Source organism: Metapseudomonas resinovorans DSM 21078, assembly GCF_000423545.1.
Classification (GTDB): Bacteria; Pseudomonadota; Gammaproteobacteria; order Pseudomonadales; family Pseudomonadaceae; genus Metapseudomonas; species Metapseudomonas resinovorans.
Genome location: NZ_AUIE01000001.1, coordinates 288486 through 302893, shown reverse-complemented (window position 1 = coordinate 302893; position 14408 = coordinate 288486). Strand labels below are relative to the sequence as shown.

Here is a 14408-nt window from a genome sequence, read left to right as displayed (position 1 = left end):
GGCGCCGGAATCATGGCGCCGCGTACTGGTGATTAGCTGAACTGCAAGACCCGCGCCATCGCCGAGGCATTCTCCTCGGCGGTACGCATCATCTTCACGGAAAGCTCGAACTGGCGGGACAGCGAGAGGATCGCCGTCATCTCTTCCACGGCATTGACGTTGCTGGCTTCGAGGAAGCCGGAGGTCACCTGCACATTGGCATCCGCCTGCACCAACTGCTGCGGGTCCTTGACCCGGATCATGCCGTCGCTGCCTTTCTCCAGCTGCTTGGGATCGGGATTGACCAGCTTGATGCGGTCCACCTCCGCCACCACGTTGGGACTCTCGCCCAGGGCGCGGATGCTGATGGTGCCGTCCTGGCCGATCTCGACTTTCTGCTCCGGCGGAATGGCAATGGGACCGGCATTGCCCATGACCGGCAAACCATTGCCGGTGCGCAGTTGGCCGAGGGCATCGATCTGCAGGCTGGCGGTACGCACGTAGGCTTCGCTGCCGTCCGGGGACTGGACCGCGATCCAGCCCTCTCCTTCGATGGCCACATCCAGGTCACGACCGGTTTCCTGCAAGGCACCCGGGGTGAAGTCGGTACCCGGGCGCTCGGTCATGGCATAGACCCGCGACGGAAAGCTGTCACCAAACACCGGCATGGAGCGCGCCTGTTCGAAGTCGCGACGGAAACCGGTGGTGGAGATGTTCGCCAGGTTATTGGCATGAGCACGCTGGGCCAGGCTGTTCTGGCTGGCTCCGCTCATCGCGACGTAAAGCATCTTGTCCATGAATCTCTCCGAGTGGGCGTTGCCGCCCTTGGCTCTTTGCAGGCTATCCAGCAAGCGCCATGCCAAACTCGAATATCATTCCCAAGATACTGAAATAAAAGGATTTTTCAGAAAAGAAAAAGGCCCTTTGCAGGGCCTTGTCAAAGCGCTGGCGGCGAAGGGCTGCCGCCAGCGGCAAGGGGATTTGCCGCCCGGAATCCATAGGACTCCATAGTACGGATGAGCGCGCGAGCTAGAGCCAGGCTAGGCGAAAGTGGTCCGAGGAAGCGGAGTTTACGACTGTAAATGAGCATTCCTCGGATCACTTTCAACGACGCATGGCCGACGCGCAGCCGCTCATCAACGCAGGTTGATGATGGTCTGGGTCACGGCGTCCTCGGTCTGGATGGTCTTGGCATTGGCCTGGTAGTTGCGCTGGGCCACGATCAGGTTCACCAACTGATCCGACAGCTCGACGTTGGAGTCTTCCAGGGCGCCGGCCTGCAGGGCACCCAGTGTGCCGGAGCGCGGGGTGCCGACCACCGGCTCACCGGACTCGAAGGACTGTACCCAGCCGGTCTTGCCTACAGGGCTGAGCCCCTGGACGTTGGCGAAGTTGGCGAGGATCACCTGGCCCTGCACCTTGGACTGGCCGTTGGTGTAACGGGCGAAGATCACGCCGGTGTCGTCGATTTCCAGACCGGCCAGCTGGCCGGTGGTGTAGCCATCCTGGCTGATGCTGTTCACCGCAAAGGCGCTGGAGTACTGGGTGGAGCCGCGGATGTCGACGCTGATGCCACCGGCGTTGGCAGTGGCGCCGTTGGCCGACCAGGTGGCCGGGGTACCGCCATCGGAAACCGCGGGCACCCAGTCGTCGAGGTTCATCAGGCCGGTGGCCGGGTCGTAGTTCAGCTCGCCGCCCGCGGCCATGCCGGCCGTGTTCAGGCTACCGTCGGCATTGAACTGCAGGTTGGTGGTGTGGGGATCGGTGCTGGTGGGGTCGGACGGATTCCGGCCATCCACGAGCACGGCCATGGTCCAGTCGTTGGTCACCGGCGGGGTGGCCGACGGATCGGAGTTGTTGATGAAGTACTGGGTCATGACGTGGGCATTGCCCTGGGAGTCATAGATGTTGACCGAGGTGGACGAGGTGTAGGTCGTCGGGTCGCTCGGGTCGAACGGGGTATTGGTCGGCGCCTTGGTGGTGGAGTTCAGGTTGAACTTCTGCTGGATCTCGGTAGTGGCCTTGGGGGCCTGGTTCCCGGTCTGGATCTGCAGGTCGCTGACCACGCCGTTCTGCACATTGCCGTTACCGTCGATACCGTAACCCTGCAGGCGGTAGCCGAAGTTGTTGACGATGTAGCCGTTGCGGTCGGTGCCGAAATAGCCGGCACGGGTGTAGCTGATCTCGCCGTTGTTGCTGGTCTGGAAGAAGCCGTTGCCGTTGATGGCCAGGTCCAGCGCGTTCTGGGTGTAGTTGATGTTGCCCTGGTTGAACAGCTGGGACACATCGCCAAGGGCCACACCGCTACCTTGGGCGTTCTTGCCGGTGCCGAGCACCGAGGCAGCGTAGACGTCGGCGAACTCCGCGCGGGACTGCTTGAAACCTGCAGTGCCCGCGTTGGCAATGTTGTTGCCGGTGACGTTGAGGTCGCTGGTCGCCGCCCGCAGGCCGCTGAGACCGATGTTGAACGCCATTTCTATCTCCTTTGCCGGTGCTTCCCGGCGCTCTGAACCGGGAAGTTATTGACCGATGACCTGGACCTTGGACAAGCCGACGCTGCCGATGCCGGCGAGGTTGAGCATCAGCTCGCCGCCGTTCTGCGACAGGGTGACGCTGTCGACGTTGGCCGGCAGCATGGTGTAGAGGGCCTTGGTTTCGCCGCCGTACTGAGCCTGCGCTTCGAACTTGTAGGTACCGGGCGGCATGACCTTGCCGCTGGAGTCCTTGCCGTCCCACATGAAGCTGACGCTGCCGGCAGGCTGCTCGCCCAGGTTGATGCGATTCACCAGGGTGCCGGCGGTGTCATAGACGTTGACCCAGACGTTACTGCTGGAAATGGGCAGGTTGGCGCTGGCCTTGAAGGTTTCGGCGGTGTCCACCACGGCCTTCTCGGACGGTACGATCACCTTGCGTCCCACCAGGGACGAGGCCTGCAGGGCCTGGGATGACTGATAGCCAGAGAGCAGCGAGCCCATGCTGGTGTTCAGTTTCTCGATGCCCTCTACCTGGCTGAACTGCGCCAGCTGCGCAATGAACTCACCGTTCTCCTGGGGCGCCAGCGGGTCCTGGTTGTTCAACTGGGCGACCAGCAGCTCAAGGAATTCGTTCTTGCCAAGATCGTTGCTGGTCTTGGTTTCGTTCTTGATGGCGTATTGATCGAGAAAGGACTGGCCATCGGTGGACGATACGTTGCTGACACTCATGCGGGTTCGCTCCCTGTTACTGACCCAGGGTCAGCACTTTCTGCATCATCTGTTTGGCGGTGTTCATCATTTCCACGTTGGTCTGGAACGACCGGCTGGCGGAAATCATGTCGGCCATTTCTTCGACCACGTTCACGTTCGGGTAGTAGACGTAACCTTCCGCATTGGCCGCCGGGTGGTTGGGCTCGTAGCGCGGCGTCAGGGTGCTCTGGTCTTCGACTACACCGAGGACTTGCACGCCGGCGCCGGACTGGTCCTGGTCGGCGAACAGCGAGCCGCGGTCACCACCGCCCAGGCTGTCCTGGAACATGGTGGCGAACACCGGATGACGGGCGCGGTAGGTCTGGTCGAGGCTGGAGGAAACGGTCTCGGCGTTGGCAATGTTGCTGGAGATGGTGTTCAGCCGAGTGTTCTGCGCACTCATGCCGGTGCCGGCGATGTTGAAAATGCTGGACAGGGACATGGCTTGGCTCTCCGTTATTCGCCGCGCAGGGCGCCGATCAGCCCTTTGAATTTGCTGTTGAGTAGGGTGAAGCTGGCCTGGAACTGCATGGCGTTCTCGGTGTAGTTCGATTGCTCGAGCTGGGCGTCGACGGTGTTCTGGTCGACGGCGGCCTGGAACGGGATGCGGTACTTCAGCGAGGCATCCGCCAGATCGAAGCCTTCGGCGGCGATATGCCGTTCGTTGGTCCGGGCGGCCTGGAAGCCGCCCTGGACAGCCTTCTCGGACTGCTGGGCCAACACGCTGGCGAAGTCGAGGTCACGAGCCTTGTAGTTCGGGGTATCGGCGTTGGCGATGTTGTTGGCCAGCACCTCGCCACGCTGAGCGCGGAAGCTGAGGGCTTGCTGATGGATGCCGAGGGCCTTTTCGAAACTGATGCTCATGTCCGGAACCTTTGCCAGTGGCAATCTGGGTTGCTTGCCTGACATTCAGCAAAGGCCGTGCCAAATATGTTTTTCCTTTATTTTCAATATCTTATGAAAATTTTGAGCGGCAAAAAGCGGCAATGGACGCTGGACGGGCGGCAAAGCGGCAAGGGCAACTTGCCGCTGGTTGCCGCTTTGCCGGGGGCATCCGGCGATAAAACAGGTAGGAGCGAGCTTGCTCGCGAATGATCGCGCCCGGGACTTTCGCGAGCAGAGCTCGCTCCTACAAAAAGAGCTCAGCGGAGAAAAAAGAAGGCCGCCCTCGGGCGGCCTTGGTGCTCTCAGTGCTCTCAACGAGCCAGTGGATACAACCTGTCGTCGAACTAGTCCAACCGCGGAAACTGAAGTGGCAGGTCCTGTTCCAGCCCCTGCAACCGGTCCTGATAGGCGCGCAGCAAGCCCTGGCGGGCATCGTTGCTGATATAGGGCACGTGCCAGGCCACGAAGGGTGGCAGGACGTCCAGGCCGACATACGCCAGGGTGCCGCGCAGCAGGGGACGCAGCATGTCTTCCAGCGGACCATGGATGGCCCCCTCGCCGAACATGTGCTCGCGGCCGCCCAGGGTCAGGGTCACCAGTGCCTTCTTGCCGGCCAGGCCGCCCTGGTCGTAGAAGCGCTTGCCGCCGTAGCAGACGCCGGATACCAGCACCCGGTCGATCCAGCCCTTGAGGATGGCTGGAGTGGAGAACCAGTAGAGCGGAAAGTTGAGGATCAGCAGGTCGGCCCAGAGCAACTTCTCCAGCTCGCGCTGGATATCCGGCGCAATATTGCCGGCCTTCACGCCTTCGCGCTGTTCCAGGGCATAGACCAGGTAATCAGGGTTTTGCCGCTCGCTGAAATCGGCGGCACTGGCTACCGGGTTCCATTCCAGGGCGTGGAGGTCGGATTGCCGGACTTCGTGTCCCTGCCCTTGCAGGGTTTCCACGGCCAGGTCGCGCAAGGCACTGCAGAAGGACTGCGACTCGGGGTGGGCGTGGACGATCAGGATCTTCATGGGTGTTCCTTATGGGACGGTCCGTAGGTTGGCGCAGAGCGTAGCGAAGCCCAACAATCAGGGATTCGCCGCGCAACGCAAACCTTCATTCACGCGATTTCCAGTTGACCAATCAATTCGGCCGCACAACGGGCAATGCGTCGGCAGGCCTCTTGCAGCGGCTCACTGCCCAGCACCAGCCCCAGGCGGATGTGCCCGGCCGCGCTCGGCCCAAAGGCCTCGCCTGCCAGTACCGAAACCCCATGGTTGTCCAGCAGCCGGTCGGCGAAGTCTTGCGCAGACAACCCGGTCGGGCGGATATCCACCATCACGAACATGCCACCGTCCGGCTTCAGCGCGCGCAGGCCGGGGCAGCCTTCCAGGCTGGCGCACACCAGGTCACGGCGCTGGCGATAGGCCTCACGCATGGCGCCCAGCTCCGGCAAGCGAGCTTCCAGGGCAATGCAGGCAGCGTCCTGCACGAAGTCCGGCGAACCGTAGAGCATGCACAGGGCAAGGTTTTCCAGGTGCCCGGCCAACGCCTCTGATCCCACCACCCAGCCCACGCGCCAACCGGTCATGGCGTGGGACTTGGAGAGGCTGTTGATGGTCGCCGTACGCTCGGCCATGCCCGGCAGGCTGGCCGGGCTGATGTGCTCGCCTTCGAACAGCAGCTCGCTGTAGACCTCGTCGGAAATCATCCACAGGTCGTGAGCGATGCAGAGTTCGGCCAGGGCTTCCCAGGTGGTGCGCGGCAGGCTGGCGCCGGAAGGATTGTGCGGGCTGTTCAAGGCCAGAGCGCGGGTACGCGGCGTGATGGCGGCGGCCACATCCTCGGCCTGGATACGGAAGCCGTTCTCCGAGCGCACCGGCACCGGGATCACCTTGGCGCCACAGGCGCCGAACACGGCTTCGTAGGTGACATACATGGGTTCGGCAACGATGACTTCGTCCCCCGGATTAAGCAGGCACTGCACCACGCAGTACAGCGCGCACTGGGCACCGGCCAGCACCACCACCTGGTCGGTGTCGACGTTTTGTCCGCTGCGCTGGTTGTGCCAGGCGGCGATGCGCTGGCGCAGGGCGAACTTGCCGCGCACGTCGGAATAGTGAGTGTTGCCGTTGAGCAGACTGTCGATGGCCGCCTGGACGATGGGCTGCGGTGTGTCGAAGTCGGGGTCGCCCACCGACAACAGGAGAATGTCGTCACCCCGGGCCTGGCGCTCCAGGGCACGGTAGTGAATGTTCCAGGCGGCGGCGCCGTCGCCGGCGATACGTTGGGTGAGGTCGGAAAAGCGCATGGATAGCTCCTTGGCCCGTGCTCAGCGAGCGCAGGCGTGTTTCAGTTCGATCAGGGTGATACCGGGATGGCCGAAGCCTGTGCGCAGGTCGCGTTCCAGTTCGTCGAGACTCTGTGGCTGCTGCACGGCGCAGCCGAAGGCGCGGGCCAGTCCGGCGAAATCCGGGTTGCGCGGCAGTACGCCCAGCGGCTCGATGTCCAGGGCCAGCATGTCGTCACGGATCTGGCCCAGTGCATCGTTGTTCCACAACAGCACCACCAGCGGGCTGTCCAGTTCCTCCACGGCAGTGGCCAGTTCCTGGACGGTGTAGAGGAAACCACCGTCGCCCACCAGGACCAGGCCGGGCCGCGTCGGCGCGCCGAACTTGGCGCCGATACCAGCCGGCAATCCATAGCCGAGGGTGCCGTAGCCGGTGGGGTGCAGCCAGCTGCGCGGCGCCCGGCTGGCGAAGGCATAGTTGCCGGTGTAGGCCAGCTGGGTCATGTCGGTACTGATGAAGGCATTCGCCGGAAGCACAGCAGCAATGCGGTCGAGGATCGCCTGGTGGATAGCCTGCAGCGGTCCGTGCCCATTGCGAATTGCCTCGCGCAGCCGGTCGACGCGCGCCACGGCCGCCTCCCCTGCCCTGCCCGCCGCCGGCAGGTGGACCAGCAAGGCCTCCAGGGTCTGCCGGGCATCGCCCTTGAGCGCGACCGTGCAGGGATAGAAGTCGTTGAACTTGCGCGGGTCGATATCAACGCGGATCAGCTCGCCGGTGAGCGGCAGGCGCTCGCGCCAGAAGTCGGTGTCGGCCATCTCGGTGCCCACCGCCAGTACCACATCAGCCTCTGCGATCATTTCCCACCCCGGCGCCATGCAAAGGCTCGAGCCGGCGTTCAACGGTGCCTCGGGCGGTAGCAGCCCCTTGCCGGCAACGCTGGTAAAGACCGGCGCGGCCAAGCGCTCGCTGACGGCCTGGAGGGCATCGGCGCCCCCCAACGCACCGCCGCCCGCGATGATCATTGGCCGCTTCGCCGTAGCCAGTCGGTTCGCCGCCGCTTGCAGTGCATCGCCAGCGGGCAGCCCATGACCGGGTCGGCGGACCACTTCACTACTCCAATCCCTCGAGATAGGCGCCGCCAGCACGTCCAACGGAACCGAGATATGCACCGGGCGTGGACGTTCACCGTCGAATACGGCGAAGGCACGGGCCACCAGCTCTGGCAGGTCCTCGGGCGTCAAGGCCACGGCCGAGAAGGCGGTGATGGGCGCGGTAATGGCGCGCTGGTCCTGGGTTTCGTGCAGGCAGCCCCAGCCTTTGCCGAGGCTCGCCGTATGGTTGACGCTTGAGATCACCAGCATCGGGATCGAATCGGCGTAGGCCTGGCCAATCGGCGTGGCGGCGTTGGTCACGCCCGGGCCGGTGATGATGAAGCAGACCCCGGGCTTGCCGCTGACGCGGGCATAGCCATCGGCCATGAATCCGGCACCCTGCTCGTGACGGGTCAACACATGACGGATACCACTGCCGGGCAGGCCGCGGTATAACTCGAGGGTGTGCACGCCGGGGATACCGAACACGGTATCGACGCCGTAGTTGGCCAATAGACGGACCAGGGCCTGGCCGCCGGTGAGGGTGTTCTGGTGTTGCATGAAGTGTCTCCTCGAATCGATGCCAAGGCCTGTAGGAGCCAGCTTGCTGGCGAAACTCTCGTTCTCAGCCGTTCGCGAGCAAGGTCGCTCCTACAGGGGGGATGTCATTCCGCGATGCGAATCAGTGCATCCACCGCCACGGCGCCGTCGACACTCACCAGCAGCGGATTGACGTCCAGCTCCAGCAACTGCCCCGCGTTCTCGCAGGCGTAATCGGCCACCGCGCGAATGGCGGCCACCAAAGCCTCCAGATCTGCCGCCGGGCGCCCCCGGAAGGCGGTGAGCAACGGCGCACTGCGCAAGCTCAGCAGGGCATCCCGGATGGCCGCGTCATTGGTGGGCAGCAGCAGGCTGCGGCTGTCCTTGAGCAACTCCACCAGGACGCCGCCGGAACCGATCACCAGGGCCAGGCCAAAGCCTTGCTCGCGCTTGATGCCGACGATCAGCTCCGCCAATGGCGCCGTGGCCATACGCTCCAGCAGAACCTGGTCGAATACGACGCCCGGCGCATAGGCGGCAATGCGTTGCCGCATCTCGCCAAGGGCCTGTGCCAGCGCCTCGGCATCTTTCAGGTTGAGGGCCACGGCACCGGCTTCGGTCTTGTGCGGCAACTGCGCACTGACGGCCTTCAGCACCAGCGGATAGCCGAGCTGGTCGGCATCCTCCAATGCCCGCTCCGGGGTACTGAGCAGCGCCTGCGGTACCGGCAGGCCAAAGGCGCGCAGCGCCTGTTTGGATTGCCACTCATCCCACAACTCGCCATCGGCCAGCGGCGATGGGCTCATCGGCACCAGGGCGGATTCGCCACGGGCCAACAGCGCCTCGCGGCGCGCTCGGTAGGCGGCGATTCGGCCCCATGCGGCGAGGCCTTCCTCTACGCCTTGCAGCGCAGCGACGCCACGGGCGTGCAGGTAGTCCCGGGCGGCTGCAGGCAGCAACTCGGGGAAGGCCGATGCGATGAAGCCGGCCTTGCCATGACGCTCCAAGGCTTCGCAATAGAGTTCCAGAAGCAGGTCACATTGCGGTCGCTCACCGGTTTCTTCACCGGGATAGTCCAGCACCAGCAGTGCCGCGTCGGCCGCGCTGCGCAGCGCGCTGTCGAGCATGCGCTCCAAGGCGTCGCCGTTACCCCAGATGGCCGTGGTGAAATCCAGCGGGTTGGCGATGTTGGCGTAGCTCGGCAGGGTCTGCGCCAGCGCGTGGTGCTGGCCAGCGTCCAGTTTCGGCAGGTGCAGGCCGTTGGCCTCGGCATAGTCGGCGATCAGCCCTGCATCGCCACCGGAACACGCCAGGGCGATAAGGCTGGGGCCGGCCGGCAGCGTGCCGCAGGCAGCGGCCTTGAGCGTTTCCATGAAACTTACCGGGCCGCTGACGCGGATCACTCCCAGGCGCTCGAACAGGCTGTCGTACAGCGCATCGGAACCGGCCAGGGAGCTGGTATGACTGAGCGCCAGTTCGGCGCCGATCTGCGACACACCCGTCTTCAGGGCGATGATCGGGACACCCTTCTCCAGCGCCTTGTGTGCCGCACGGGCGAAGCCCGGCACATTCTTCAGGCCTTCCAGGTGCAGGCCGATGGCCGTGACGCGCGGCTCGTCCAGCAGCACGTCCATCAGTTCCGCCACGCCCAGTTGGGCCTGGTTGCCCACCGAAGCCATATAGGCCACCGGCAACGAGCGGTCGCTCATGGACAGGTTGTAGGCGAAGTTGCCGCTCTGGGTGAGCACGGCCACCCCTTTCTCGACCTGCTTGCCGCCGTGGGCCACCGGCCAGAGGGCAGCGCCGTGCAGGTAGTCGAGCAGGCCGTAGCAGTTGGGCCCGAGCAGTGCCATCTCACCCGCTGCAGCCAGCAACTGCGCTTGCAGGGCCTGGCCTTCAGCGCCGGTTTCGGCAAAGCCGGAGGCATAGCAGATGGCGCCACCGGCACCCTTCGTCGCCAATGCGGCAACGCTTTCCAGGGTCTGTTCGCGGTTGGTGGCGATGAAGACCGCATCCGGTCCGCACGGCAGCTCGGCGACGGTGGAAACGCAGGGGACGCCTTCCAGCTCGGCATGCTGCGGATTGACCAGCCACATCTGGCCGGCAAAACCGCCTTCGGCACAACGCTTGAGGGCGCGGGCCATGCTACGGCCGCCGACGAAGGCCAGGTGACGTGGCGCCAGCAGGCGCTTGAGGTTGTCTCGTTGAGTCATGCTCGGCCTCCGGTCAGCGCAGCAACGGCCGCAGCAGTTCGCGGGAAATGATGTGGCGCTGAATTTCCGAGGTGCCTTCCCAGATCCGCTCGATTCGCGCGTTGCGCCAAATACGTTCCACCGGGCCCTCATCCATCAGGCCCATGCCGCCAAAAATCTGCACCGTCTCGTCGGCTACCTTGCCCAGCACTTCGCTGGCGAACAGCTTGGCCATGCCGGCTTCGCCATCGGTCATAGTGCCCTGGTCCATCTTCCAGGCCGTGTGCAGGGTCATCAGCTCGGCCGCACGAATCTGCGTGGCCATGTCGGCGAGCTTGAAGGAAATGCCCTGGTAGCTGCCGATGGGCTGGCCGAACTGCTTGCGGTCGGCGGCCCATTGCAGAGACAAGTCGAGGGCACGCTGGGCCTGGCCGACGCAGTTGGCGGCAACCATCACGCGGCCCGCAGTGAGCCAGGCGTTGGCCACTTCCCAACCCTTGCCGACTTCGCCGAGGACTTTGGAGGCTGGCACGCGGCAGTCATCGAAGAAGATTTCGTAGGTGTGGTAGCCCTTGTTGCTTACGCACCTCGGACCACGGCGCACGGTCATGCCCGGAGTCCCCTTGTCGACCAGGAAGGCCGTGACGGCGTTGCGCTTCTTGCCGTTGTGCTCGTAGGTATCGGTGACAGCGAAAACGATGGCGAAGTCCGCGTGGCCGGCATGGCTGATGAAGTGCTTGCTGCCGTTCAGCACGAAGTCGTCGCCCTCGCGCACAGCGCGGGTCTTGATGGAGTTGGCATCGGAGCCGGCCCCCGGCTCGGTGAGGGCGAAGCAGTCGATTTTCTCGCCCTGGATGCTCGGCAACAGGTACTGCTGAATCTGCTCGCCCTTGCAGGCCATGAGGATCTTCGAGGGCCGCGCGACGAACACGTGCAGCGCCCAGGACACCTTGGACAGTTCACGCTCCACCAGGGCCTGGGACAGGTAATCCAGGCCACCGCCACCCACCTCTTCCGGCATGTTGAAGGCGTAGAAACCGGCAGCCAGCGCCTTGCCGCGAATTTCCGCGGCGAGCTCCGGAGACACGGCGTCCGCACGGTCCACAGCCTCTTCGTGGGGCAGCAGTTCCTTGTCGACGAAGGCACGCACCGCGTCGACGAGCATTTCCTGTTCCTGGGTCAATTGGAAGTTCATGGCTAGGTCCTTTGGCGGATTCGGCGCATCAGCGGCCGGTGAATTGGGGAGCGCGCTTTTCGGCAACGGCGCGCAGAGCTTCAGCCGCATCCTCGCTGCGACCGCAAAGCAGACCGGCGGCCAACTCGGCCTCCAGTTGCTGGGCCAGATTGCAGCTGGCGCCATCGCGAATCAGCGCCTTGGTCTGGGTGAACGCGAAGGTCGGTCCAGCTGCCAGGCGGGCGGCCAGTTCACCCGCGACTTCCTGAAGTCGCTCGTCGGCGCAGACTTCGCCCACCAGGCCGACGGCCAGGGCGCGCTCGGCGCCCCAGAGTTCGTCGAGGAACAGCAGGCGCTTGGCCTGCTCGGCACCGATCAGGCGCGGCAGGTGCCAACTGGCACCCGCGTCGGGTGAATAGGCCATGCCGGTGTAGCCGGCCTTGAAGCGGGCCGAGGCGGCGGCGATACGGAAGTCGCAGCACAGGGTCAGGTCCATCCCCGCACCGACGGCCGTGCCGTTGATGGCGGCAATGGTGGGCTTGGCCAGACCGTGGAGGCGAGTCATCAGCGCGTGGGCGGTTTCAGTCCAGCCGTAGGTTTCCAGTGCGCCGCGGGCATCGGCTTCAGCCCACTCGGCAAGGTCCGCGCCCGCGCAGAAACTGCGCCCCGCCCCGCTCAGTACCACTACGCGCACCGCCGGATCAGCCTCGTGCGAATCCAGAAGCGCGTGCAGGGATTTCAGGGTGGGGATATCCAGCGCGTTGCGCTGTTGCGGGCGATTCAGGGTGATCCGGGCGATGCCGGCTTCGACCTGGCTGAGCAGGGTAGTCATGGGAGCCCTCGTCTTGTTGTCTTTGCAGGTGAGGCTGGGAAGTTGCAGCGATCCTAAACGAGTGTTCAGGAAGCCGGCAATCCTGCCCAAATGGGGTATGTAACGGAGAGGCTCACCGTCTATCAGGTTGTTTTTAAAGGGATTTTCAAAAGAAGACAGAACCCGGGGCGAAGAGTTGTTACATCTTCGAACAACTCGAAACCCGGATTCCTGGGGAGGCAGACCGCTTCTTGATGCGGGATGGGAGGTGGTGAGGATACCTGTGGGAGCGAACGTAATGGCTATGTCTGCGTTAGCGATTGCAACGTTGAGTGAAGCGCTCTAGCGCGCACCTTCGAGGCTTCCGCGCCAGCCGGATACAACCCTCACCCCCGGCCCCTCTCCCTGAAGAGGAGAGGGGTGACTCGCGCCGGCGAGGCACGAACCATTCTGAAGCCCACACGGGCCTGACACCGGGCAGACGAGGTGGGGCAGCGACTGCGCCCCTTCAGGAGGCCGAGTGGAATCGTTGTGTAGGGGGACGAGCGGCATGGATGCCGCGAGAGGCGTGTGGGGCCATGGATGGCCCCTCGCGCCGGGCCCCCGGAGCAACGATGGAGGGAGGGTAGTTTGGCGGAGCCAAACCCGGATGCAGGGGCAAGCCCTTTGGTTCCTTTCGGCGCTTGAGAAAGGGACTCGTCCGGGGGGACGAAACCAGAAACACCCGCCGAACTCGGCAATCGGCTTGGCTCAGGACGGTCTAGCAACGCTTAACGCAGACATAGCCAACGTAATCACGAATCAGGCCAGCACCAGGTCATCAGGCGGCTGGCGCAATCACCGCGCTGCGCTGGCGCTTGTACTGCAGGACGTAGTACGCCGCGTAGCAGACCCCGATGAAGCCGAAGCCCCAGTAGAGCGACGGGCGCTGGGTCGGGTCCATGGCCAGAAAGATGAACAGCGAACTGCACATCAGGATGCAGGCCAGCGGGATCAGCGGGAACAGGGGGGCGGCGTACTTGAGGTCCTGCACCGTGCCGCCTGACTTGTACAGTTCGCGACGGAAGCGGTACTGGGCCAGGGCGATGACTATCCAGGTCACGGTGCCGGCCATGCCGCTGATGGCCATCAGCACCATGAACAGCGTGTCGGCGGCGATGAAGCTGGTCAGCAGGGAAACCAGGGCGAAACAAAGGGTGACGGACAGCGCATTGAGCGGCACGCCTCGCTTGCTGAGCCGGGCCAGGCCACGCGGCGCCATGCCGGTCTTGGACATCGCCCAGAGGATGCGAGTGGAGGCGTAGAGGCCGGAGTTGCCGACAGAGAGAATGGCGGTGAGGATGACGAAGTTCATCAAATCGGCAGCGAAGGGAATGCCGACCATATCGAACACCTGGACGAAGGGGCTTTCCATCAGCCCGGCCTCCTGCCAGGGCACGATGGCCGAGAGCACGACGATGGCCAGCACGTAGAAGATCAGTACGCGGAACACCACATTGCGCACGGCGCGGGGGATGCTCTTTTCCGGCTGGTCGGTTTCGCCGGCTGCCACGCCCATGATTTCGCAGCCCTGGAAGGCGTAGACCACCGCCATCATCACGGCGAACACGGCGGAAATTCCATTGGGGAACAGGCTGTCGCCGATCAGGTTGGAGAACATGGGAGCCGGCTCGCCGCTGGCCAGCGGCAGGCCACCGAAGATGGCGAGCAGGCCAACGATGATGAAACCGAGGATGGCCGCAACCTTGATTCCGGAGAACCAGTATTCGGCTTCACCAAAGGCACGAGTGGCCAGGGCGTTCAGGGAGAAGAGCACGGCCACGAAGAGCGCCGACCAGTACCAGATGGGGACATCGGGGAACCAGCGCGTCATCAGCATGCCGGCGGCGGTGAACTCCAGGCCGACGGTGGTGGCCCAGCTCATCCAGTAGACCCAGCCGATCATGAAGCCGGTGCCCGGCCCGATGTAACGGGTGGCGTGGGCCTGGAAGGAACCGGAAACCGGCATCTGCACCGACAACTCGCCCAGGCAGACCATCACCAGATACATGAGAACACCCGCCACCAGGTAGGCCAGCACGGCGCCAGCCGGACCTCCCTGGTTGATGATGACGCCCGAGCCCATGAACAGGCCGGTGCCGATCACGCCGCCCAGCGACAGCATGAAGATGTGACGGCTTTTCAGCGCGCGGGTGAGCTGGATGCGTTCTTCAGACATGCAGCACCTCCAGGTGGA

Annotated in this window: 14 protein-coding genes; 2 read left to right on the top strand and 12 right to left on the bottom strand. The window is 64.2% G+C overall.

Going from position 1 to position 14408, the window contains the following annotated elements; translation table 11 throughout:
• Positions 1-32: 32 nt before the first annotated feature.
• Complete coding sequence (flgF, locus tag G559_RS0101335; protein ID WP_028626515.1) at positions 33-776, bottom strand: flagellar basal-body rod protein FlgF; 744 nt, start codon at positions 774-776, stop codon at positions 33-35.
• Between flgF and G559_RS30205 the strand changes: the two genes are divergently transcribed.
• Positions 775-990 carry a hypothetical protein gene (locus G559_RS30205; RefSeq protein ID WP_155945660.1) on the top strand — a complete coding sequence of 72 codons (216 nt, stop codon included), beginning with the start codon at positions 775-777 and terminating at the stop codon, positions 988-990. The genes flgF and G559_RS30205 overlap by 2 nt on opposite strands.
• A gap of 125 nt (positions 991-1115) precedes the next feature.
• Here the strand turns inward: G559_RS30205 and flgE are convergent, their stop codons facing one another.
• Genes flgE through flgB form a run of 4 tightly spaced genes read right to left on the bottom strand, consistent with a single transcriptional unit; the run spans position 1116 to position 4067 of the window.
• Entirely contained in the window at positions 1116-2453 is a 1338-nt protein-coding gene (flgE, locus tag G559_RS0101325) for a flagellar hook protein FlgE (RefSeq protein ID WP_028626514.1), read from the bottom strand.
• 45 nt (positions 2454-2498) lie between these two features.
• Positions 2499-3182 carry a flagellar hook assembly protein FlgD gene (flgD, locus tag G559_RS0101320; protein ID WP_028626513.1) on the bottom strand — a complete coding sequence of 228 codons (684 nt, stop codon included), beginning with the start codon at positions 3180-3182 and terminating at the stop codon, positions 2499-2501.
• A 16-nt stretch (positions 3183-3198) separates the two neighbouring features.
• Positions 3199-3645, bottom strand: coding sequence for a flagellar basal body rod protein FlgC (gene flgC / locus G559_RS0101315; RefSeq protein WP_028626512.1), 447 nt, complete (start codon positions 3643-3645; stop codon positions 3199-3201).
• Positions 3646-3659: 14 nt separating this feature from the next.
• Positions 3660-4067, bottom strand: a complete 408-nt coding sequence (gene flgB, locus G559_RS0101310) for a flagellar basal body rod protein FlgB (protein ID WP_028626511.1) — start codon at positions 4065-4067, stop codon at positions 3660-3662.
• Positions 4068-4133: 66 nt separating this feature from the next.
• Between flgB and G559_RS30200 the strand changes: the two genes are divergently transcribed.
• Positions 4134-4298: a hypothetical protein gene (locus G559_RS30200; protein WP_155945659.1), complete on the top strand. Its 165-nt coding sequence runs from the start codon at positions 4134-4136 to the stop codon at positions 4296-4298.
• Between the two features lie 134 nt (positions 4299-4432).
• On the opposite strand, the gene G559_RS0101305 is transcribed toward G559_RS30200, so the two are convergent.
• From G559_RS0101305 to G559_RS0101275, 7 genes are all read right to left on the bottom strand, one after another.
• Complete coding sequence (locus tag G559_RS0101305) at positions 4433-5104, bottom strand: NAD(P)H-dependent oxidoreductase (protein WP_028626510.1); 672 nt, start codon at positions 5102-5104, stop codon at positions 4433-4435.
• Positions 5105-5193: 89 nt separating this feature from the next.
• The gene (locus G559_RS0101300; protein ID WP_028626509.1) at positions 5194-6384 is read right to left on the bottom strand and encodes a pyridoxal phosphate-dependent aminotransferase; all 1191 of its coding nucleotides are present in this window, start codon (positions 6382-6384) and stop codon (positions 5194-5196) included.
• 21 nt (positions 6385-6405) lie between these two features.
• Entirely contained in the window at positions 6406-8016 is a 1611-nt protein-coding gene (locus G559_RS0101295) for a 5-guanidino-2-oxopentanoate decarboxylase (protein ID WP_028626508.1), read from the bottom strand.
• Positions 8017-8120: 104 nt separating this feature from the next.
• Positions 8121-10208: an acetate--CoA ligase family protein gene (locus G559_RS0101290; RefSeq protein WP_028626507.1), complete on the bottom strand. Its 2088-nt coding sequence runs from the start codon at positions 10206-10208 to the stop codon at positions 8121-8123.
• Between the two features lie 13 nt (positions 10209-10221).
• Complete coding sequence (locus tag G559_RS0101285) at positions 10222-11382, bottom strand: acyl-CoA dehydrogenase family protein (protein ID WP_028626506.1); 1161 nt, start codon at positions 11380-11382, stop codon at positions 10222-10224.
• Positions 11383-11410: 28 nt separating this feature from the next.
• The gene (locus G559_RS0101280; protein WP_028626505.1) at positions 11411-12193 is read right to left on the bottom strand and encodes an enoyl-CoA hydratase/isomerase family protein; all 783 of its coding nucleotides are present in this window, start codon (positions 12191-12193) and stop codon (positions 11411-11413) included.
• A gap of 799 nt (positions 12194-12992) precedes the next feature.
• Positions 12993-14390: an amino acid permease gene (locus G559_RS0101275; RefSeq protein ID WP_028626504.1), complete on the bottom strand. Its 1398-nt coding sequence runs from the start codon at positions 14388-14390 to the stop codon at positions 12993-12995.
• Positions 14391-14408: the final 18 nt, after the last annotated feature.

Bases quoted from the DNA above. Each gene is read 5' to 3' on its own strand.
- G559_RS30205 (WP_155945660.1), top strand. From the start codon at position 775: ATGAATCTCTCCGAGTGGGCGTTGCCGCCCTTGGCTCTTTGCAGGCTA.
- flgF (WP_028626515.1), bottom strand. From the start codon at position 776: ATGGACAAGATGCTTTACGTCGCGATGAGCGGAGCCAGCCAGAACAGC.
- flgE (WP_028626514.1), bottom strand. From the start codon at position 2,453: ATGGCGTTCAACATCGGTCTCAGCGGCCTGCGGGCGGCGACCAGCGAC.
- flgD (WP_028626513.1), bottom strand. From the start codon at position 3,182: ATGAGTGTCAGCAACGTATCGTCCACCGATGGCCAGTCCTTTCTCGAT.
- flgC (WP_028626512.1), bottom strand. From the start codon at position 3,645: ATGTCCCTGTCCAGCATTTTCAACATCGCCGGCACCGGCATGAGTGCG.
- flgB (WP_028626511.1), bottom strand. From the start codon at position 4,067: ATGAGCATCAGTTTCGAAAAGGCCCTCGGCATCCATCAGCAAGCCCTC.
- G559_RS30200 (WP_155945659.1), top strand. From the start codon at position 4,134: ATGTTTTTCCTTTATTTTCAATATCTTATGAAAATTTTGAGCGGCAAA.
- G559_RS0101305 (WP_028626510.1), bottom strand. From the start codon at position 5,104: ATGAAGATCCTGATCGTCCACGCCCACCCCGAGTCGCAGTCCTTCTGC.
- G559_RS0101300 (WP_028626509.1), bottom strand. From the start codon at position 6,384: ATGCGCTTTTCCGACCTCACCCAACGTATCGCCGGCGACGGCGCCGCC.
- G559_RS0101295 (WP_028626508.1), bottom strand. From the start codon at position 8,016: ATGCAACACCAGAACACCCTCACCGGCGGCCAGGCCCTGGTCCGTCTA.
- G559_RS0101290 (WP_028626507.1), bottom strand. From the start codon at position 10,208: ATGACTCAACGAGACAACCTCAAGCGCCTGCTGGCGCCACGTCACCTG.
- G559_RS0101285 (WP_028626506.1), bottom strand. From the start codon at position 11,382: ATGAACTTCCAATTGACCCAGGAACAGGAAATGCTCGTCGACGCGGTG.
- G559_RS0101280 (WP_028626505.1), bottom strand. From the start codon at position 12,193: ATGACTACCCTGCTCAGCCAGGTCGAAGCCGGCATCGCCCGGATCACC.
- G559_RS0101275 (WP_028626504.1), bottom strand. From the start codon at position 14,390: ATGTCTGAAGAACGCATCCAGCTCACCCGCGCGCTGAAAAGCCGTCAC.